The 18,755-nt window shown below is 55.9% G+C and carries 16 protein-coding genes; 7 read left to right on the top strand and 9 right to left on the bottom strand.

Annotated features, from left to right (window positions below; all coding sequences use genetic code 11):
- Nucleotides 1–2 precede the first annotated feature (2 nt).
- Nucleotides 3–764: an SDR family NAD(P)-dependent oxidoreductase gene (locus C0557_RS22750; RefSeq protein ID WP_208661385.1), complete on the top strand. Its 762-nt coding sequence runs from the start codon at nucleotides 3–5 to the stop codon at nucleotides 762–764.
- A gap of 38 nt (nucleotides 765–802) precedes the next feature.
- Here the strand turns inward: C0557_RS22750 and C0557_RS22745 are convergent, their stop codons facing one another.
- The 4 genes from C0557_RS22745 to C0557_RS22730 all read right to left on the bottom strand — a co-directional run bounded on the left by C0557_RS22745 (nucleotide 803) and on the right by C0557_RS22730 (nucleotide 3,939).
- Nucleotides 803–1,996 (bottom strand): amino acid aminotransferase, encoded by a 1,194-nt coding sequence (locus C0557_RS22745; RefSeq protein WP_208661383.1) that lies wholly within the window; start codon nucleotides 1,994–1,996, stop codon nucleotides 803–805.
- 36 nt (nucleotides 1,997–2,032) lie between these two features.
- Entirely contained in the window at nucleotides 2,033–2,647 is a 615-nt protein-coding gene (locus C0557_RS22740; protein WP_074778460.1) for a YitT family protein, read from the bottom strand.
- 251 nt (nucleotides 2,648–2,898) lie between these two features.
- Nucleotides 2,899–3,378 (bottom strand): Lrp/AsnC family transcriptional regulator, encoded by a 480-nt coding sequence (locus C0557_RS22735; protein WP_007369995.1) that lies wholly within the window; start codon nucleotides 3,376–3,378, stop codon nucleotides 2,899–2,901.
- A 69-nt stretch (nucleotides 3,379–3,447) separates the two neighbouring features.
- Nucleotides 3,448–3,939, bottom strand: coding sequence for a M48 family metallopeptidase (locus tag C0557_RS22730; protein ID WP_007369996.1), 492 nt, complete (start codon nucleotides 3,937–3,939; stop codon nucleotides 3,448–3,450).
- A 70-nt stretch (nucleotides 3,940–4,009) separates the two neighbouring features.
- Here C0557_RS22730 and rlmG point away from each other — a divergent pair, with 70 nt between their 5' ends.
- Nucleotides 4,010–5,137 carry a 23S rRNA (guanine(1835)-N(2))-methyltransferase RlmG gene (gene rlmG, locus C0557_RS22725; protein WP_208661375.1) on the top strand — a complete coding sequence of 376 codons (1,128 nt, stop codon included), beginning with the start codon at nucleotides 4,010–4,012 and terminating at the stop codon, nucleotides 5,135–5,137.
- Nucleotides 5,138–5,406: 269 nt separating this feature from the next.
- Here the strand turns inward: rlmG and C0557_RS22720 are convergent, their stop codons facing one another.
- Both C0557_RS22720 and lsrK read right to left on the bottom strand, forming a co-directional pair.
- A complete protein-coding gene (locus tag C0557_RS22720) occupies nucleotides 5,407–7,428 on the bottom strand; it encodes an NADPH-dependent 2,4-dienoyl-CoA reductase (RefSeq protein WP_208661366.1) in 2,022 nt (673 codons plus the stop codon).
- Between the two features lie 157 nt (nucleotides 7,429–7,585).
- On the bottom strand, nucleotides 7,586–9,160 hold the full coding sequence (lsrK, locus tag C0557_RS22715) for an autoinducer-2 kinase (RefSeq protein ID WP_208661364.1): 1,575 nt from the start codon (nucleotides 9,158–9,160) through the stop codon (nucleotides 7,586–7,588).
- A 139-nt stretch (nucleotides 9,161–9,299) separates the two neighbouring features.
- On the opposite strand from lsrK, the gene lsrF reads away from it, so the two are divergent.
- Together lsrF and lsrG are read left to right on the top strand one after the other, a co-directional pair.
- Nucleotides 9,300–10,187: a 3-hydroxy-5-phosphonooxypentane-2,4-dione thiolase gene (lsrF, locus tag C0557_RS22710; protein WP_007370001.1), complete on the top strand. Its 888-nt coding sequence runs from the start codon at nucleotides 9,300–9,302 to the stop codon at nucleotides 10,185–10,187.
- Nucleotides 10,184–10,477, top strand: a complete 294-nt coding sequence (gene lsrG, locus C0557_RS22705; RefSeq protein WP_208661362.1) for a (4S)-4-hydroxy-5-phosphonooxypentane-2,3-dione isomerase — start codon at nucleotides 10,184–10,186, stop codon at nucleotides 10,475–10,477. The genes lsrF and lsrG overlap by 4 nt, the downstream gene beginning before the upstream one ends.
- A gap of 86 nt (nucleotides 10,478–10,563) precedes the next feature.
- On the opposite strand, the gene ygjG is transcribed toward lsrG, so the two are convergent.
- The gene (gene ygjG, locus C0557_RS22700) at nucleotides 10,564–11,943 is read right to left on the bottom strand and encodes a putrescine aminotransferase (RefSeq protein ID WP_208661360.1); all 1,380 of its coding nucleotides are present in this window, start codon (nucleotides 11,941–11,943) and stop codon (nucleotides 10,564–10,566) included.
- Between the two features lie 431 nt (nucleotides 11,944–12,374).
- On the opposite strand from ygjG, the gene C0557_RS22695 reads away from it, so the two are divergent.
- Together C0557_RS22695 and C0557_RS22690 are read left to right on the top strand one after the other, a co-directional pair.
- Nucleotides 12,375–13,895 carry a PAS domain-containing methyl-accepting chemotaxis protein gene (locus C0557_RS22695; protein ID WP_208661358.1) on the top strand — a complete coding sequence of 507 codons (1,521 nt, stop codon included), beginning with the start codon at nucleotides 12,375–12,377 and terminating at the stop codon, nucleotides 13,893–13,895.
- 445 nt (nucleotides 13,896–14,340) lie between these two features.
- The gene (locus C0557_RS22690; RefSeq protein ID WP_208661348.1) at nucleotides 14,341–15,903 is read left to right on the top strand and encodes a methyl-accepting chemotaxis protein; all 1,563 of its coding nucleotides are present in this window, start codon (nucleotides 14,341–14,343) and stop codon (nucleotides 15,901–15,903) included.
- Here the strand turns inward: C0557_RS22690 and C0557_RS22685 are convergent.
- Entirely contained in the window at nucleotides 15,900–16,421 is a 522-nt protein-coding gene (locus tag C0557_RS22685; RefSeq protein WP_208661346.1) for a PadR family transcriptional regulator, read from the bottom strand. The genes C0557_RS22690 and C0557_RS22685 overlap by 4 nt on opposite strands.
- A 236-nt stretch (nucleotides 16,422–16,657) precedes the next feature.
- Here C0557_RS22685 and C0557_RS22680 point away from each other — a divergent pair, with 236 nt between their 5' ends.
- Nucleotides 16,658–17,428, top strand: a complete 771-nt coding sequence (locus C0557_RS22680; RefSeq protein ID WP_208661344.1) for a siderophore-interacting protein — start codon at nucleotides 16,658–16,660, stop codon at nucleotides 17,426–17,428.
- Between the two features lie 35 nt (nucleotides 17,429–17,463).
- On the opposite strand, the gene C0557_RS22675 is transcribed toward C0557_RS22680, so the two are convergent.
- On the bottom strand, nucleotides 17,464–18,633 hold the full coding sequence (locus C0557_RS22675) for a DNA repair protein (protein ID WP_208661342.1): 1,170 nt from the start codon (nucleotides 18,631–18,633) through the stop codon (nucleotides 17,464–17,466).
- Nucleotides 18,634–18,755: the final 122 nt, after the last annotated feature.

Here is an 18,755-nt window from a genome sequence, read left to right as displayed (position 1 = left end):
CCATGATTGCCCTCGACTTTAGCGGGCAAACCGCCGTGGTGAGCGGCGGGTTACAGGGGATCGGCAAAGCGATTGCCGATCTGCTGCACCAGGGCGGCGCGAATGTCGTCGTCGGCGATATCGCCGCGACAGCCGCACAGCCGCATGCACGCTATCTGCTGCAACCTTGCGATGTGGCTTCGCGCACGCAGGCGGAGGCCTTGATCGACGCTGCGGTGAATAGGTTTGGCGGGGTGGATATTCTGGTCAACAGTTGCGGCGTTTCGGCGATGAGCCCGGTAGATGCCATGCGCGATAGCGACTGGCAGAGGTTGCTGGACATCAATGTCAAAGGGCTGAGTTATTTGTCAGAAGCGGCGATCCGCGTGATGAAGCCGCAATCCGCCGGGCGCATCATCAATATTGCGTCGCAGGCCGGGAAAAACGGTTACCGGTTGATGGGGCAATATGTCGCCACCAAGCATGCGGTGCTGGGGCTGACGCGGGTGATGGCTATCGAACTGGCGCGACATAACATTCTGGTGAACGCCGTTTGCCCCGGTATTGTCGAGACGGAGATGAAGTGGCGCGAACGTCGCGAAGGTGCTGCATTGCGCGGTTTAACGGCGGAAGATATCTACGCGGAAGATTGCTCGCAAGTGCTGCTCGGGCGCACGGCACAGCCGCTGGATGTCGCCAACGTGGTCGCCTTTCTCGCCAGCCCGTTAGCCTCGTATATGACCGGGCAGGCCATCAATGTCACCGGCGGCATGACCATGCATTAACAAACCGGGTTCCGCGTCCCTGCGGAACCCGCCACCGTTTACTGAACGGCGGCGAACGCCTGCGCCACGCGGGCGATATTGTGGTGGTTCAGCCCTGCCATGCAGACCCGGCCGCTGGCGATCAGATAGACGCCAAAGACTTCACGCAGTTTTTCCACCTGCTCAGGGCTAAAACCGGTGTAACTGAACATGCCGCGCTGGCTTAGCAGGAAGCTAAAATCCTGCTCCGGTAACGCGGTTTTCAGCGCCGCTACCAGCGCGTGCCGCATCTCGCTGATACGGCTACGCATCGCTTCCACTTCAGCACGCCAGAGTGCATTCAGTTGCGGGTCGTTCAGCACCAGCGAAACCACCTGTGCGCCGAAATTCGGCGGGCTGGAGTAGTTACGCCGCACCGTGGCTTTAAGCTGCCCAAGCACACGGCCAGCAGCGTCCGCATCTTCACACACCACTGACAATCCGCCGACGCGCTCGCCGTAGAGTGAGAAGATTTTCGAGAACGAATTGCTGACCAGCGCAGGCAAACCGGCGCTGGCAATGGCGCGAATGGCATAGGCATCGTCATCCAGCCCGGCACCAAAGCCCTGGTAAGCGATGTCGAGGAACGGGATCAGTTCGCGGGCAATCAGCACTTCAATGACCTGATCCCACTGATTACGCGTCAGATCCGCCCCGGTTGGGTTATGGCAGCAGGGATGCAACAGCACGATACTGCGCGGCGGCAGCGTTTTCAGCGTGGCGAGCATCGCAGCGAAATCGACGCCGCGGCTGGCGTTATCAAAGTAGGGATAGCTATGCACCGTGAACCCGGCACCGGCGAAAATCGCGATATGGTTTTCCCAGGTCGGATCGCTGACCCAGACTTCGGAATCCGGGAAGTAGCTTTTGAGAAAGTCCGCACCCACTTTCAGCGCACCGGAGCCGCCCAGCGTCTGGATGGTTGCAATACGCCCGGCACGCAGCGCCGGATGTAACTCACCGAACAGCAGCGTTTGCACTGCGCTGCGGTAAGGCGCAAAGCCTTCCATCGGCAGATAGAGGCTGGCGCTTTGCGGCTGGCTTTGCAGACGTGCTTCTGCCTGCTGTACGGCGTCGAGGCGCGGAATGATCGCCTGCTCATTGTAATAAAGACCGATACTGAGATTGACCTTGTCGCCACGGTTATCCTGATTGAAAGCTTCCATCAGAGAGAGGATCGGATCGCCCGCATAGGCATCAACATTCTGGAACACGTTACAACTCCTGGGGTTGGTCAGAGGTTCAATCCATTACACTGCGTAGCGTCCGGGGCGGTGGTTCATGGCGATAATCAAATTAAGGATGGTTGCGCCGACAACCGACACCACCAGCATCGGCAAATTCACCACAAACAGCGAAGCGGTGACGATGCAGGCATCCACCACCATCTGGAATTTCCCGGCGCGGATCCCGCTCTTTTCCTGAAGCCAGAGCGCCAGAATATTCATGCCGCCGAGGCTGGCTTTATGGCGGAACAGCACCACAAAACCAATCCCCATCATGATGTTGCCAAACAGCGTGGCGTAGAACGGGTTGAGCTGATCGATATGAATAAAACGGCCATGCAGATCGGAAAAGAGCGATACCATCGCTACGGCGCAGAAGGTCTTCAACGTAAACTGCGCGCCCATGCGGCGCACGGAGAGCCAGTAAAACGGCAGGTTAATCAGGAAGAACGCCACGCCAAACGAAACATGGGTGGTGTAGTGGATCAGAAACGCCAGTCCAGCCGTCCCGCCGGTCAGCGCGCCGGACTGACGAAACAGCACGACGCCAAAAGAGATCATCAGCGTGCCAAACAGCAGCGCCAGCGCATCTTCCAGCCAGCTATGGGCGAGTTTATCTGGGGTAAGGACGTTATCCATAAGTGTGCACAATTATTTAAGTGATAAAGATAAGTATCACCTGCAATAAATGCACCAGATGGTGGGGCTGTGAAGCGCGAACGGTGGATAAACCACCGACACACTCACTAACATATTGAAATGTCGGAAAAGAAGATTTTGCACGTTACGTGCGTGTATGGCGTTATTTTCGGGTGATATGTGCGTATCGACGATGATTTATGCATGAAAACATTACTGCGTCGCACCAGAAAGAGGCGTTATGCCCCATTTCAGGGCAATGCGCTGCTGCCCGGCATCAACAAACCGTTCTCTTTCAGGCGATTCAGCACCACCGAGGTTTTCAGATGCGCGACACTCTTATTTTGCGCGAGGATGCCGCTAATTAAGTGGTTTAGCCCCGGCAGATCGGCAACCGCCACTTTGAGTAAATAGTCCGCGTCACCCGTCGTTTTATAGGCGTCAATGATAGCATCCACGCCGCTGACCATCTGGTGAAAGCTCGCCACGCACTCCGGCGTATGGTTCAGCAGACGCACCTCGATCAGGCCCAGCATCTCCTGGCCTGCGGCATCCGGCGCGAGTCTTGCGTGATAGCCGAGAATCAACTGCGCCTGTTCCAGCGCAATTCGGCGGCGGGAACACTGCGACGCGGAGAGGCCAATCAGCTCGCTCAGCTCCTGGTTGGTCAAACGACCGTTGGATTGCAGTAGCGTCAGGATCTTCAGATCGAAATCATCAATGTTGTACATAGGTCTGCCTGGTGGGCAAAAAAGAGTGGCTAACAGACTACCAGTTTTTTGCCCGGCGCAAAGGCGGGATTATTTCAGCGCCAGGTGCGTCAGCCACAGGCGGGTATCAAACTCAAGCTGGTGGTATTGCGGCTCCATATGGCAGCAGAGTTGATAGAACGCTTTATTGTGATCCTTCTCTTTCAGGTGCGCCAGCTCATGCACCACGATCATCCGCAGGAACGCTTCCGGCGCTTCGCGAAACACCGTCGCCACGCGGATTTCCGCTTTCGCCTTTAGCTTGCCGCCCTGCACGCGCGAGACCGCTGTATGCAGGCCGAGCGCATTATTCAGCACGTGAATTTTGCTGTCGTACATCACTTTATTGACCGGCGCGGCGTTACGCAGATACTGGTTTTTCATCTCCTGCGTGTACTGATACAGCGCCTTATCGGTGGTGATGTCATGGCTGAGCGGATAGCGTTTTTGCAGCACCTCGCCAAGCCGGTTCTGTTCGATAAGCGTGGTTACCTGCGCCAGCAGGGATTCAGGATAGCCCTGAAGGTAGGTAAGCGTATTCATGGCGAAATGTGTTTACATCTCCGGATAATTAAGCGATAAAACGCGCGAATTTTAGCACTTCGGAGGGGCGATGAGCCAGGTTGAGTTAAACGGACAATCATTTACTTTAGACCGCTTTCCTGTCGGCGTGGAAGAGGCGTCATTACAGGCGTGGGACGCGGCGGACGAATATCTGCTGCAACAGGTGAATGAGGTCGAAGGCCCGGTTCTGATCTTTAACGACAGTTTCGGTGCGCTGGCCTGCGCACTGGCGGAGCATCACCCGGTTTGCATTAATGATTCGTACATTGCCGAATTAGCGACGCAGCATAACCTGCGCATCAATGCGATGGATGAAAGCTCCGTCACGCTGCAAGACAGCCTTAGCCCGCTGCCTGCCAACCCGGCGCTGGTGCTGATCAAAGTCCCGAAACAACTGGCGTTGCTGGAGCAACAACTGCACGCGCTGCGCGACGTGGTGACGCCGCAAACGCGGATTATCGCCGGGGCGAAAGCGCGTGATATTCATAATTCGACGCTGGCGCTGTTCGAAAAAATCCTTGGCCCAACGACGACCACGCTGGCATGGAAAAAGGCGCGTTTGATCAACTGCACCTTTACTGCGCCTGCGCTCGCCAGCGGGTTGCAGCTCGCCAGCTGGAAGCTGGAGGGTACCGACTGGACTATCCATAACCATGCCAATGTCTTTTCGCGCAGCGGGCTGGATATCGGCGCACGCTTCTTCCTGCAACATCTGCCGGAAGGGATAGAAGGCGAGATGGTGGATCTCGGCTGCGGCAACGGGGTGATTGGCCTGCAACTGCTGGCGCAAAATCCTGGCCGCGTGCTGTTTGCCGATGAGTCGGCAATGGCTGTGGCATCCGCGCGGCTGAATGTGGAAAGCAATATCCCGGAAGCAAGCGCGCGCAGCGACTTTATGATCAACAACTCCCTCGCCGGGATTGAGCCGGATCGCTTTGATGCGGTGCTGTGCAACCCGCCGTTTCATCAGCAAAGCGCCATCACCGATCACATCGCCTGGCAGATGTTTAACGATGCGCGTTTTTGCCTGAAATATGGCGGCGAGCTGCGGATCGTTGGCAACCGCCACCTGGATTACTTCCGCAAGCTGAAGCGCGTCTTTGGCAACTGTGAAACGATCGCGACGAACAACAAATTCGTGATCCTTAAAGCGGTGAAAGTGCGTAAGAAGCGCTAACGGTTGGATGAACGCCATGCCTGATGGCGCTTCGCTTATCAGGCCTACGATGTTTGTCGCTGTTTCAGGCCGGAGAAGGTGAAGCCGCCCTCCGGTACTTTGCCTGATGGCGCTTCGCTTATCAGGCCTACGATGTTTGTCGCTGTTCCAGGCCGGAGAAGGTGAAGCCGCCCTCCGGTACTTTGCCTGATGGCGCTTCGCTTATCAGGCCTACGATGTTTGTCGCTGTTTCAGCCGGATAAGGCAACGCCGCTATCCGGCACTTTGCGTTAAATCTCCAGCGCCAGCGTGGTGCCCTGGGCAATCGCCCGGCGAGCGTCCAGCTCCAGCGCCACATCGCAGCCGCCAATCAGATGCACCGTTTTGCCCGCTTCACGCAGCGGTTGTGCCAGCTCGCGCTTTGGCTCCTGCCCGGCGCAGATCACGATATTATCCACTGCCAGCAGTTGCGGTTCGCCGCCAACCAACAGGTGCAGCCCGGCATCATCGATCTTCTGATAACTGACCGACGGGATCATTTTCACCCCGCGTGACAGCAGCGTAGCGCGATGGATCCAGCCGGTCGTTTTACCCAGATTTTCTCCCGGTTTACCGGCTTTACGTTGCAGCATCACAATGCGCCGCGGGCTTTTCGCCAGTTGCGGCCCTTCCGGGCGCAGACCGCCCACTTCGTTCAGGCTGGTGTCGATCCCCCATTCCACGCAAAACTCGGCAATGTTCTGGCTGGTCGGTTCGCCTGGCTGGCTTAAATACATCGCGGTATCAAAACCGATCCCGCCACAGCCGATGATCGCCACACTTTCGCCGACCGGGGCTTTGTCGCGCAGTACGTCGAGGTAGCTCAGCACCTTAGGATGATCGATGCCTTCGATCGGCGGAATGCGCGGTTCAATACCGCAGGCGAGGATCACCTCATCGAACAGCATCAGCATCGAAGGATCGACGCGCTGGTTCAGGCACAGCGCCACGTCCGTCAGATCGAGCATGCGCCGGTAGTAGCGCAGCGTTTCGTAAAACTCCTCTTTGCCGGGGATCTGTTTGGCAACGTTAAACTGCCCGCCGATCTCCGCTTGTGCGTCAAACAGCGTCACGCTGTGCCCGCGTGCGGCAGCATTCACGGCAAACGCCAGCCCGGCGGGGCCAGCGCCAACAACGGCAAGGTTTTTCTTGCGTATCGCCGGAAGTACCGGCATTAGCGTCTCATGGCAGGCGCGCGGGTTGACCAGGCAGGAGGTCACCTTGCCGACGAAGATCTGATCGAGGCACGCCTGGTTGCATCCGATGCAGGTGTTGATCTCATCTGCGCGACCGCTTTGCGCTTTAGAAAGCAGCTCGGCATCGGCAAGGAACGGACGCGCCATCGACACCATATCAGCATCGCCGTGACTCAGGATCGTTTCGGCAACCTGCGGATCGTTGATGCGGTTAGTGGTGACCAGCGGAATGCCCACTTTCCCTTTCAGCTTGCGCGTCACCCAACTAAAGGCTCCGCGCGGAACCGGCGTGGCGATCGTCGGGATCCTCGCTTCATGCCAGCCGATACCGGTATTAATGAGGTTCGCGCCTGCCGCTTCGACTGCCTGCGCCAGCGTGATGGTCTGCTCCAGCGTGCCGCCGCCTTCGACCAGATCCAGCATCGACAGACGGTAGATAATAATAAACTCGCGACCGACTCGTTCGCGCACCGCGCGCACCACATCCAGCGCAAAACGGCGGCGGCGGGCTTCATCGCCTCCCCATTCATCTTCCCGCTGGTTGGTACGGGCGGCGAGGAATTCATTAATCAGATAGCCTTCGGAGCCCATAATTTCCACGCCGTCATAACCGGCCTGCTGCGCCAGTTGCGCACAACGGGCAAAGTCATCGATAAGCGCAAGGATCTCGTCGTGGCTCAGGGCATGCGGCGTAAAGCGGTTGATCGGCGCCTGTAGCGCAGAGGGCGCCACCAGATGCGGCTGATAGCTGTAACGACCGGTATGCAGAATTTGCAGCGCGATTTTGCCGCCTTCCTGATGCACGGCATCGGTGATCAGCCGGTGATGCGGAAGCTGGCTGGCATCCTGCAATACGGCACCACCCTCCATCGTAACGCCGGAGAGCGCAGGCGCGACTCCGCCCGTCACAATCAGCGCTACGCCGTGACGTGCGCGCTCCGCGTAGAAGGCCGCCAGCCGTTCTGCGCCATCCGGGCGCTCCTCCAGACCGGTGTGCATCGATCCCATCAGCACACGGTTTTTCAATGTGGTAAAGCCCAGATCGAGTGGGGCGAATAACGACGGGTAATGGCTCATGCGCGCTTCCAGTGTAAAATTATTGTTATGTGGTCGGATGAGTTCTACTTTAGCCGTCGCCGCCAAAAAGGGAAAAGCGGGAGGTAATGATTGTGATGGGATTCAAAATAGTGACCCCGTTCCCCGCAGGGGGAAAGGGGCCGGATGAGGAGGGAGGTCAGGCTTTTTCCGCAAGGCCGGGCGCGCGCCACATTGATGTCGTCAGCCCGCTATCGACTAGGCCCAGCTGATCGGCATAGATTTTTTGCCACTTCAGCATCATGTTGTCGTACAGCTCACGATGCCCCGGGTTTGGCATGTAGGTCTGGCTCCAGCGCACCAGCCGCTCGCCGGTTGCCGCCATGTCGTCATACAGCCCGGCACCGAAACCGGCCGCAATCGCGCAGCCGAGCGCAGTGGCCTCTTTCACTTCCGGCACGCGTACCGGCAGGCCGGTAACATCGCTTAAAATCTGGCTCCACAGCGCCCCTTTTGCGCCGCCGCCAGCAAACACCAGGCTATCGAATTGTACGCCGGAGAAGCGTGAGATCTGTGCCAGGTTACAGGCCGAGACGATGGCGGCGTTCTCTTCCAGCGCGCGAAACAGCGTGGCTTTATTGCATTTTTCCGCATCGATGGAGAGGTTAATAAACGATGGTGCGGCGTGATACCACTGCTTAAAGTGCATGGCGTCGGAGAAGATTGGCATCACGCCCCACGAACCGGCGGGCACCCGGCTGGCCATCTCTTCCAGCAGGTGATACGCGTCGGTGCCGAGACGTTCAGCGATCAGCTTCTCTTCCGCGCAGAACGCGTCGCGGAACCAGCGCATGGTCAGCCCGGTAAAAAAGCTGATCGACTCCGCCTGCACCATGCCGGGGATCACATGCGGATTCACGCGGATATTCATATCCGGATCGGTACGCACCTGCGGCAGATTAACCACCTGCTGCCAGAATGTGCCGCCGAGCACCGCAGTTTGCCCGGCGCGGACCACGCCAAGCCCGAGGCAGCCAAGCTGCACATCGCCGCCGCCCATAATCACGGGCGTTCCTTCGCGCAGCCCACACTCTTGCGCTGCCTGCTGTGTCACTTCGCCGAGCAGGCTGCCGGTCTCTTTCACCGGCGACAGAAGATCCGCACGCAGCCCGGCCATATCCAGCAGCTCTGCTCGCCAGTCGCGGGTGAAGAGATCGAGCATGCCGGTGGTTCCGGCGTTGGAAGGATCAACCGCCAGCCAGCCGGAGAGGCGTGACGCCAGCCAGTCGCTGATCATGGTCATGGTCGCGGTATTGCGGTAGATATCGGGACGATGGTGCGCCAGCCATAGCAGGCGCGGCATGGCGCTGAGCGCAAGCGTCTGCCCGGAGACGCTGTAGACTTCGGATTCAAACTGCCAGTCGTGGATCTCTTTGAGCTCTGCCACTTCGTGGCTGGCGCGGGAATCGACATTAGCGCAAGCCCAGATGGCATCGCCGTTGCGATCGTAGAGCACAATGCCTTCACGCATTGAGCAGCAGGCAATGGACTGAATATCGGCACCGCTCAGGCCAGCGCTGTCCAGCGCCTTGCGGATGCACTGGCAGGCGAGCTGCCAGTTGCTGTCGAGATCGAACTCCATTGATCCCGGCACGTTTTCGATGCTCAGGTGTTTCCATTCGGCCTGGCCTGCGGCGATTTGCCGCCCGGATAAGTCGAAGATCACTGCGCGAATGCTGCCGGTTCCTGCATCTAGTGCCATCAGGTAACTCATGGGTTTGGCCCCCTCGACCAGCGTTATAGATAAAACTGTGATCCTCGTATGGTCGAAAATATAGTTCAGCGCCTACGCTTTTGAACAATCTTCAATCACAAAATCAACAGTTCAATCACAGCTTTGCGCGGGAGGAGAGATGGCGGACCTGGACGATCACAAAGAGGGGAAGGATTTTGGCGTTGGCATACCGCAACAGAATGTGCCCTTTACCCTGAAAGGCTGCGGCGCGCTGGACTGGGGGATGCAGTCGCGACTGGCAAGGATCTTTAACCCGAAGAGCAATCGCACGGTAATGCTGGCCTTCGATCACGGATACTTTCAGGGGCCAACCACCGGGCTTGAACGTATCGATCTCTCCCTTGCGCCGCTGTTTGGTGAAACCGATGTGCTGATGTGTACGCGGGGGATCTTACGCAGCGTGGTGCCTCCGGCCACTAACAAACCGGTAGTGCTGCGCGCCTCCGGCGGAAATTCGATGCTGACTGAGCTTTCCCATGAATGCGTCGCGGTGGCGATGGAAGATGCGCTGCGCCTGAATGTATCGGCCGTAGCGGCACAGGTGTATATCGGCAGCGAATATGAACATCAGTCCATCGGCAACGTTATCAAGCTTGTCGATGCGGGGAGCCGCTACGGTATTCCGGTGCTTGCGGTGACCGGCGTTGGCAAAGAGATGACGCGCGATGCCCGTTATTTCTCGCTCGCCAGCCGTATCGCCGCTGAAATGGGCGCGCAGTTTGTGAAAACCTATTTTGTGGAGCAGGGGTTTGAAAAAGTCACCGCCAGTTGTCCGGTGCCGATTGTGATTGCTGGCGGCAAGAAATTGCCGGAGCAGGAGGCGCTGGAGATGTGTTTCCGCGCCATCGATCAGGGCGCATCCGGCGTGGATATGGGGCGCAACATCTTCCAGTCCAGCGCGCCGCTCGCCATGCTGAAAGCGGTGAAAAAAGTGGTTCACGACAATATGAGCGCCCATGAGGCTTATCAGTTCTGGCTGGAAGAAAAACAAGGAGAGCAACCATGAATGTGACGCTGGTGGAAATCAATATTAAACCCGATTGCGTGGAGGATTTTTTGCAGGTGTTTCGCGCCAATCATGAAGGCGCAATCCGCGAGCCGGGCAATCTGCGTTTTGATGTGTTGCAGGATCCCAAAGTGAAGACCCGTTTTTTTATTTACGAAGCCTATCAGGATGATGCGGCCGTTGCGGCGCATAAGAAGACGCCGCATTACCTGGCGTGCGTGGAGAAGCTGGAGGCGCTGATGTCCGAGCCGCGCAAAAAACGCAGTTTTATTGGCTTGCTGCCGGAGTAGCGTCAAAAAAAGCCGGAGGGCGCAGGCACCTCTCCGGCATGGGGGATTTGCAGGCCCGGTAAGCGCAGACGCGACCGGGCACAGGATTACTCAGCGTTTACCGCCACCCGCAGCGCGGCCAGCGCATTGCCTGCCGCTTTCAGCACCTGTTCACACTGCTCAATAGTCAGCGTCAGCGGTGGTTCAATGCGAATGGTTTTCGCGTTGTTGAGCGTTCCGGCAACCAGCACGCGCTGGCGGAACATTTCGCTGGCGAAGTTGTAACCCGTTTCGTTATCGACAAATTCGATCGCCATCAGCATGCCACGGCCCCGCGCGGTGTGTACCAAATCCGGGTACGCGCGCGCCAGCGCCAGGAAGCCATCCAGCAACATATCGCCTTTCTGCTCCGCCTGCGCCGGAAGGTTCTCCTCCAGCAGCACATTGATGGTCGCCAGCGCGGCCGCACAGGCCAGTGGGTTACCGCCAAAGGTGGTGGTGTGCAGGAACGGGTTATCAAACAACACAGAGAAAACTTCTTCCGTGGCGATCGTCGCGCCAATCGGCATTACGCCGCCGCCCAGCGCTTTGGCGAGACACAGAATGTCCGGCTGCACGTTTTCATGTTCACAGGCGAACATTTTACCGGTGCGACCCATGCCGGTTTGCACTTCGTCGAGGATCAGCAATGCGCCAAACTCATCGCACAGCTTGCGAACCGCCGGCAGATAACCGACCGGCGGCAGGATCACGCCACCTTCACCCTGAATAGGTTCCAGGATCACCGCCGCCACATCGTCGCCGGTTTTATGGCATTCGCTAAGCAGGGTACGCATCGCCTCGATATCGCCGAACGGCACGTGGCGAAAGCCCGGCAGCAGCGGCATAAAGGGTTTGCGGAAGGTGGATTTTGCGGTCGCGGACAGCGCGCCTAATGATTTGCCATGGAACGCGCCGCTGGTGGCGACAAAGGTGAATTTGCCGCGCGGCGACTGGTACGCTTTGGCGAGTTTCAGGGCGGCTTCGACGGATTCCGTCCCGCTATTACTAAAGAAGCTGTATTTCAGTTTGCCTGGCGCAAGAGCCGCCAGCGTTTTTGCCAGCATCGCCCGCAGTGGGTCGAGCAGTTCCTGACTATGAAGAGGTTGTTTGGCGAGTTGATTCTGTACGGCGGAAATCACAACTGGATTACGGTGCCCCACATTAAATATTCCAAAACCACCCAGGCAATCTAAAAACTCCTGTCCCTGGGTGTCGACAAGCGTATTGAGACTGCTCGCTTGCCACTCTACGGCTCCGTAATCCCCGCCGGCGGTAACAGATTTGCGGTACTCCAAAAACCCCGGATTGACATGCTCTTTAAAGTAATCCACCACCTCTCGGTTTAATGCTTTCATCTCCTCATGATCAAGCGTTCGCTTCTCAATGAGATTCAGGGCGTGAGCGCTGCACGCTAATGCCGATGCGCTGGAAGGTAACCTGTTCAAAATGGCCTCCGGGGGTTGGCGTATCACATGATACCGATTTAAGTATTGCAGGGATTGCGCCACATCGGCGTGGGCAGATGAAATCGGGATAAACACCAGGGGAAAACGCTGGCGTACAAAATTTAATCATGCCGCTACGTTAATATTTTGTATCTTTTGTGATTAAAATTTGTACATGTTTGGCCGGGTTATTGCAGCGTTGCGCCAATATGGTGCGGTTAATGCGCGATGATGGAGCAATTATGTTAACGCCGTTTAGTGGTAACATAGTGAAACTATTAAAAACAGAAAGTTAACGAGCCCATGAAAACCAGGGTTTTATTGCGAATTGCGATCTAAATCAAATTTAACAATTAAAGATAAACTCATTATCGCCGAAATAACATTCGCATTAATTTTTAACAGCAATATAACCCGCACAGGACGCAACCATGTCTTCTCCTCCTTATGTCAGCCAGCAGCGTTTTATGCTGGATGCTGATACAACTCTGATGTCAACGACTGACCAGCAAAGCTACATTACCCACGCGAACGACGCTTTTATCCATGCCAGCGGTTACACCCTGGCCGAACTGCTCGACCAGCCCCATAACGTGGTGCGGCATCCTGATATGCCCAAAGCGGCATTTGCCGATATGTGGTACACCCTCAAACAGGGCGAACCGTGGAGCGGTGTGGTGAAAAACCGCCGCAAGAACGGCGATCACTACTGGGTTCGCGCTAACGCCGTACCGATGGTGCGCAACGGTAAGACTATCGGCTATATGTCGATTCGTACCCAGGCGACCGATGAAGAGATTGCCGCGGTTGAACCGTTGTACAAAGCCCTGAATGAGGGGCGCTGTAATAAACGGGTGCATAAAGGGTTGGTGATCAGCAAAGGCTGGTGGGGGAAACTCGCTTCCTTGTCGCTGCGCTGGCGTACGCGCAGCGTGATGTCGCTGCTGTGGCTTGCGCAGATGGCCGGGCTGTGGCTGAGTGGCGCAGGTGGGATGGCGCTGGCGATCGGTACGCTGGCGATGCTGGTGGGCTGTATGGCCGTTGAGTGGCAGATTGTCCGCCCGGCGGAGAATGTCGCCCGGCAGGCGCTCAGCGTGGCTACCGGCGAGAGCAACAGCATACAGCCGCTGAACCGTAGCGACGAACTCGGGCTGACGTTACGCGCCATCGGCCAGCTTGGGCTGATGTGCCGCTGGTTGATCAATGATGTTTCTGGCCAGGTTAGCAGCGTGCTTAGCGGCAGCGAGACGCTGGCGAAAGGCAATGATGATTTGAATGAACGCACTCGCCAAACCGTGGTGAATGTACAGCAGACGGTGGCGACCATGAGCCAGATGGCGGCGTCGCTGCAAACTAACTCGGAAACCGCTTCGGCGGCCGATCAGCTCTCCAGTTCTGCCAGTAGCGCGGCAACCCACGGCGGTAAAGCGATGGAGACGGTAGTAAAAACCATGGATGAGATTGCCGACAGCACGCAACGTATTGGCTCCATTACGACGCTGATTAACGACATTGCTTTCCAGACCAATATCCTCGCACTGAACGCAGCGGTGGAGGCGGCGCGGGCCGGGGAGCAGGGCAAGGGCTTTGCTGTGGTGGCGGGTGAAGTTCGCCATCTCGCCAGCCGCAGCGCCAGCGCGGCAAACGACATCCGTAAGCTTATCGATGCCAGCGCCAGCAAAGTGCAGTCGGGTTACGATCAGGTGCATGCCGCTGGTCGTACGATGGAAGATATTGTCAGCCAGGTGCAGAACGTGACGTCGCTGATTGGGCAGATCAGCCGTTCCACTTCCGAACAGGTTGACGGGCTTTCCGATCTGACACGCGCGGTGGCTGAGCTGGATGCCATCGCCCAGAAGAATGCCGGTTTAGTAGAGGAAAGTGCTACCGTCTCGGCGATGGTGAAACATCGCGCTGGTCGCCTGCAGGATGCCGTGTCCGTCTTGCATTAACGTTTTATTGCCCTATTAAAAACCGCCATGCAATACTGTGGCGGTTTTTTTATCTGTTAAGAATAAATCCAATACGCATATGTAATGATATTTTTTATTTTTTGTTAAAATATTATTAATTATAGTTGGCAATGCGAAGTATTAATATATTCCCATCACTTCTACTTAACCACGAATTAAACCTCTTTAAGCAGCGTTAATATGTGCTGCGCAAATCATTCTTCTCGCGAATATAACGATCGATAAACAGCAATTAATAGTTCTTAACTATCAGATCTGTCAATAAATAATTAAAAAAACGATCAAACTCATAAAGTTAGCGATGTGGTTACCGATAACGTGTTTTGGTTGCATATCTTTAATTTGCGCCAGGGACTTAAGCGGGCCTTTAGGGTTAAGCGCCCGACACTTTCGTCGGTAAAATAATCAAACCCATGGAGAAAATATGTTTTTACATAATGTAAAAATAGGCACGAAATTATTTCTGGCGTTCGGCTTTTTTATTGTGTTGATGGTGATAAGTTCCTCAATGTCACTCTCCAGCCTGGATCGCGCAAATAATGGAATGCAGGAAATCGTGCGTGATGACTATCCAACCACTGTTAAAGCCAATCAGCTGATCGATAACTTCAACTCTTTTGTCAGCATTCAGCAACTGATGCTACTTGATAGTGAAGGGAAGTGGACCGGCGAGTCGCAGAAGCAGCTTTCTGAGATCAGCAGCCACATTACCGCGTTGCTCGAAGATCTGGCGAAAAACCTGCGTGATGACAAATCACAGAAAATCCTCGCTGAAATCCGCACCGTACGCCAGCAGTACCTTGATTCTCGCTTTCGTATCCTCGGCGCCGTGAAAAATAACGATCGTGCGGCTGCGATACAGGAGATGATGAGCAACACGGTGAATATCCAGAACGCCTACAAAGCAAAGGTGCTGGAGCTGATTGCTATCCAGGATGCGCAGATGAAAGGGGCGGGTGAGGTCGTGCAGCACGATTTTGCCGTGAGCCGCTTGATCCTCATTCTACTCGCGGTCTTTAGCATTGGCTTTGGCAGCCTGATCGGCTGGATCATTGTACGGATGATTACGCGTCCATTGCGTGAGGCCGTCACCTTCGCAGAAGCCATCGCGAACGGTGATTTGACCCGTACGATCGACGCTCACCATCGCGACGAAACCGGTGTACTGCTGCGGGCATTAATGGAGATGAAAGAGCGCCTCGTAGAGATTGTTCATCAGGTACAGAACGGTTCGGAGAGCATCTCCAGCGCGGCGGCGCAGATTGTTGCCGGTAACCAGGATCTGGCGGCAAGAACGGAAGAACAGGCCAGCTCAGTGGAACAGACCGCAGCATCGATGGAGCAAATCACCGCCACGGTGAAAAATACCGCCGATCACACGTCAGAAGCCACGCAGCTTTCCGCGGGCGCGGCGACGGTGGTGAAAAATAACGGCGAGATGATGAAACAGGTTACGGAGAAGATGCGTGTCATTAACGACACCTCGAACCGGATGTCTGACATTATCAACCTGATTGATTCCATTGCGTTTCAGACCAACATCCTCGCGCTGAACGCCGCCGTTGAAGCTGCGCGTGCAGGGGAACACGGGCGTGGTTTTGCGGTGGTTGCGGGCGAAGTCCGTCAACTGGCGCAGAAAAGCGCTTCATCGGCGAATGAGATCCGCCATCTGATCGAAAATTCCACCAGTCAGACCCGTGAAGGGATGGCGCTGGTGGAAAAAGCCAGCGGGTTGATTAATGGCATGGTGAGCAACGTACAAGAGATGGATGTGATCCTGCGTGAGATCGGCCAGGCGAGCCGCGAACAGACCGATGGCATTTCGCAGATTAATAGCGCCATTGGCCTGATTGATTCAACCACCCAGCAGAACTCCAGCCTGGTGGAGGAGTCGGTTGCGGCGGCGGCGGCACTGAACGATCAGGCGCTGCACCTGCGCGAACTGGTTCAGGTTTTCCGTCTGCGCGATACGCCAGAAATGGCTTAATCGAGTTGTGAAATATCCAGCGCCGCGCGGTCGATAATGCCAATTATCTGCTTAAGCTGTGCGGCGCTGAGTTCCCCCTGATTCACCCGTAAATCCAGTACCGCTTTAAAGTTATCCAGCGCCCGCTTCATTTGCGGGTTTCTGCGCAGCTGATAACCGACGTTACGCACCCGGATGCGTTCCTGAATCTCTGCAATCTGCGCCTGGCTCTCTTCCAGCCAGCGCAAACCCTGCGGCGTTATCGCAATGGTTCTGCGCCCATTCTCTTCATCGTCAATGGTAATGAAACCCTGCTCTTGCAGGTAATCAAGCGTGGGATAAATAACGCCAGGGCTGGGCGTATAGTTGCCCTGAGTCAGGGATTCAATGGCTTTGATCAGCTCATAGCCGTGGCTGGCGTTGCTGCTCAGCAAGTAGAGAATGACCAGACGTAACTCACCGTGACCAAAAAAGCGCTGGCGTCGTCCACCGCCGTGGTGCGGGTGTTCGCGGTCGGCCCGCTCATGATGATGGCGCATACTGTGCTCCTGATGAATTGATATATCTAATTTATATCTAAATTGATTCTTTAGACAATGTTATAATGGGTTTTGTTTTTATATTATTGATAATAAACGTAATAATTTTATTTTTTGGCAATCGGTGCTTTCATGTGGTTTATATCATAAAAATGGCTTGTCTTCTGCGCAATCAACAATCATTATCATTTGCACAACATTTAGATATATCGTATTCACTTTCACGAAGGCCGATTATGACAACTCATTCTCAACGTTATCCCCAACGCGTACGCAATGAACTGCGCTTTCGCGAGTTAACTGTTCTGCGCGCGGAACGCGCTGGCAGTGGTTTTCAGCGCATTGTGCTGGGAGGTGAACAACTGGAAGGCTTTACGTCGCGCGGTTTTGACGATCATACAAAAGTCTTCTTTCCGCAGCCGGGGTCGCACTTTGTGCCGCCGACGGTGACCGACGACGGCATCGTCTGGGGCGATGGACCGCGCCCGGCATCCCGCGATTACACGCCGATCTATGACGCCAGCCGTCACGAACTGGTGGTGGATTTCTATATTCACGACGGTGGCGTGGCGAGCCATTGGGCGGTCAATGCGCAGGCAGGAGATACATTGACGATTGGCGGCCCGCGCGGTTCGCTGGTGGTGCCGGAAGATTACGCCTGGCAACTCTATGTGTGCGATGAATCCGGTATGCCCGCGCTGCGTCGCCGTCTGGAAGCGCTAAGCCTGCTCGCGGTTCGCCCGAAAGTGACGGCTGTGGTGACGGTTGCCGATGCGGCGTATCAGGATTATCTGGCGCATCTGAGCGGCTTTGATATTCAATGGGTGGTTGGTCATAACCCGCAGGCGCTGCACGATAAACTGGCTTCGCTGACCGTCGCCGATGAGGACTATTTTATCTGGCTGACCGGGGAAGGAGAGGTGGTGAAATCGCTGATGGCGCGCTATGCGACCGACAATATCGATCAGCAACGGGTACGCGCGCAGGCGTACTGGCACAAGAAATAACGACGAAGCCCGGTATTTCACCGGGCTTGCTGCTTTCAGGCCACTTCGTCGTATTCGGCTTCGCTGACTTGCTGCTCCAGCGTCTGGCGAATTTCGCCCAGCGCTTTTTCCTGCTGGCGGAAGTAGGTTTCCCGATCGCCCAGCGACGACACGAGCTGCCAGGACTCCTCTTTCTCGAGCGTTGCCAGCTCTTCAATCAGGCTGGCGATATGCTGTTTCACTTCAGCAATTCGCTGACGCAGGCGCTGCAGATCGTTTAAACGATCGCTGGCCATCAACGGCTCCAGCCCTTTCTGCAGGCGAGTCAGAATGGCGCGGATAGCGCTAAGATCGCCGCGCTGGCGCGCCTGGTTGAGCTGCACCATCATACCGTGCGCTTCGTTTTTGAAATCGTTGTCCACCAGATCCGGATGGCAGAGTTTGCTGGCCTGGCGCCACAGGCGCTTCAGCTCGTGACGCTCATCCTCTGACATCTTCTGCTCGAAGCTAAAGCGTTTTTCCGCATCGTGCTGCTGTTCCTGATAGCTCTCGTATTCCTGACGCGCTTCGTCACGCGCCTGGCGAGCCGGTTCTTCTTCACGCGTCAGACCGCGTTCCAGCTCTTGCGCTTCGGCCAGCAACGAGGCGATCAGCTCGCTTTGCTGTTGCAAATGTTTGCGTGCTTTGGCAGCCTGCAATGAGTGCGGCGGCATGCTTTGCCAGCGCTGCGTCAAGGTAACCAGCACTTCTACCGCCTGCGACAGATACTTCTGGCAACGTAAATAATCGGCTTCGCGACGGCGCGCTTCCGCTTCCTGGCGGCGAACGGCGGCTTCTGCCAGGGTTTTGCGCAGACGCAGGATCTGCGACATCAGCGGCCCAAGGCGGGTTAAGTAGAGATCGTTGAACTCGTCGAGCAACTGGATGCGCGCGTTGCGTTTATCAATCAGTTCGCGCAGCTGTTCTTCCAGCGCTTTCAGTTCCAGCTTGCTGGCGGCCACCTGCGGATCCTGCCAGCTCACGACGGAACGCTGGTTTTGCAGCCAGTTCGTTATGGCGCGCATCGCTTCGCTGTAATTCTTCTCTTCAAGCGCATGGACGATAAACGCTAACTCCGGATCCGTAACTTCATTTTTCAACAAAGGAAGCTGGCTGTGGATGATGCCGTCATCCTCCAGTTCGATGGCGTATTTGATGATTTCAAGCCGTTTTATAGGTTTGTTCATGGCGTTTCGTCAAAGCGCTTAAGAGTTTATTAAGGGGTGTGGTTATTCAACAAATCTGGACTATAGATATGAATCTCGCAATAGTCTGCATCCATATTACATGGGACATATTTCAATGCGTT

The sequence above is a fragment of the Kosakonia sp. MUSA4 genome (assembly GCF_013085925.1).
Taxonomy (GTDB): domain Bacteria; phylum Pseudomonadota; class Gammaproteobacteria; order Enterobacterales; family Enterobacteriaceae; genus Kosakonia; species Kosakonia sacchari_B.
Note: the sequence above shows the minus strand (reverse complement) of the source record. Positions and strands in the feature narration are given on the sequence as shown.

What these genes read in the sequence shown, in the direction of transcription:
- C0557_RS22675 (WP_208661342.1), bottom strand. Translation starts at nt 18,633, where the DNA reads ATGAACAAACCTATAAAACGGCTTGAAATCATCAAATACGCCATCGAA.
- C0557_RS22720 (WP_208661366.1), bottom strand. Translation starts at nt 7,428, where the DNA reads ATGAGCCATTACCCGTCGTTATTCGCCCCACTCGATCTGGGCTTTACC.
- lsrK (WP_208661364.1), bottom strand. Translation starts at nt 9,160, where the DNA reads ATGAGTTACCTGATGGCACTAGATGCAGGAACCGGCAGCATTCGCGCA.
- C0557_RS22730 (WP_007369996.1), bottom strand. Translation starts at nt 3,939, where the DNA reads ATGAATACGCTTACCTACCTTCAGGGCTATCCTGAATCCCTGCTGGCG.
- C0557_RS22695 (WP_208661358.1), top strand. Translation starts at nt 12,375, where the DNA reads ATGTCTTCTCCTCCTTATGTCAGCCAGCAGCGTTTTATGCTGGATGCT.
- C0557_RS22735 (WP_007369995.1), bottom strand. Translation starts at nt 3,378, where the DNA reads ATGTACAACATTGATGATTTCGATCTGAAGATCCTGACGCTACTGCAA.
- lsrG (WP_208661362.1), top strand. Translation starts at nt 10,184, where the DNA reads ATGAATGTGACGCTGGTGGAAATCAATATTAAACCCGATTGCGTGGAG.
- C0557_RS22685 (WP_208661346.1), bottom strand. Translation starts at nt 16,421, where the DNA reads ATGCGCCATCATCATGAGCGGGCCGACCGCGAACACCCGCACCACGGC.
- rlmG (WP_208661375.1), top strand. Translation starts at nt 4,010, where the DNA reads ATGAGCCAGGTTGAGTTAAACGGACAATCATTTACTTTAGACCGCTTT.
- C0557_RS22740 (WP_074778460.1), bottom strand. Translation starts at nt 2,647, where the DNA reads ATGGATAACGTCCTTACCCCAGATAAACTCGCCCATAGCTGGCTGGAA.
- C0557_RS22750 (WP_208661385.1), top strand. Translation starts at nt 3, where the DNA reads ATGATTGCCCTCGACTTTAGCGGGCAAACCGCCGTGGTGAGCGGCGGG.
- lsrF (WP_007370001.1), top strand. Translation starts at nt 9,300, where the DNA reads ATGGCGGACCTGGACGATCACAAAGAGGGGAAGGATTTTGGCGTTGGC.
- C0557_RS22680 (WP_208661344.1), top strand. Translation starts at nt 16,658, where the DNA reads ATGACAACTCATTCTCAACGTTATCCCCAACGCGTACGCAATGAACTG.
- C0557_RS22690 (WP_208661348.1), top strand. Translation starts at nt 14,341, where the DNA reads ATGTTTTTACATAATGTAAAAATAGGCACGAAATTATTTCTGGCGTTC.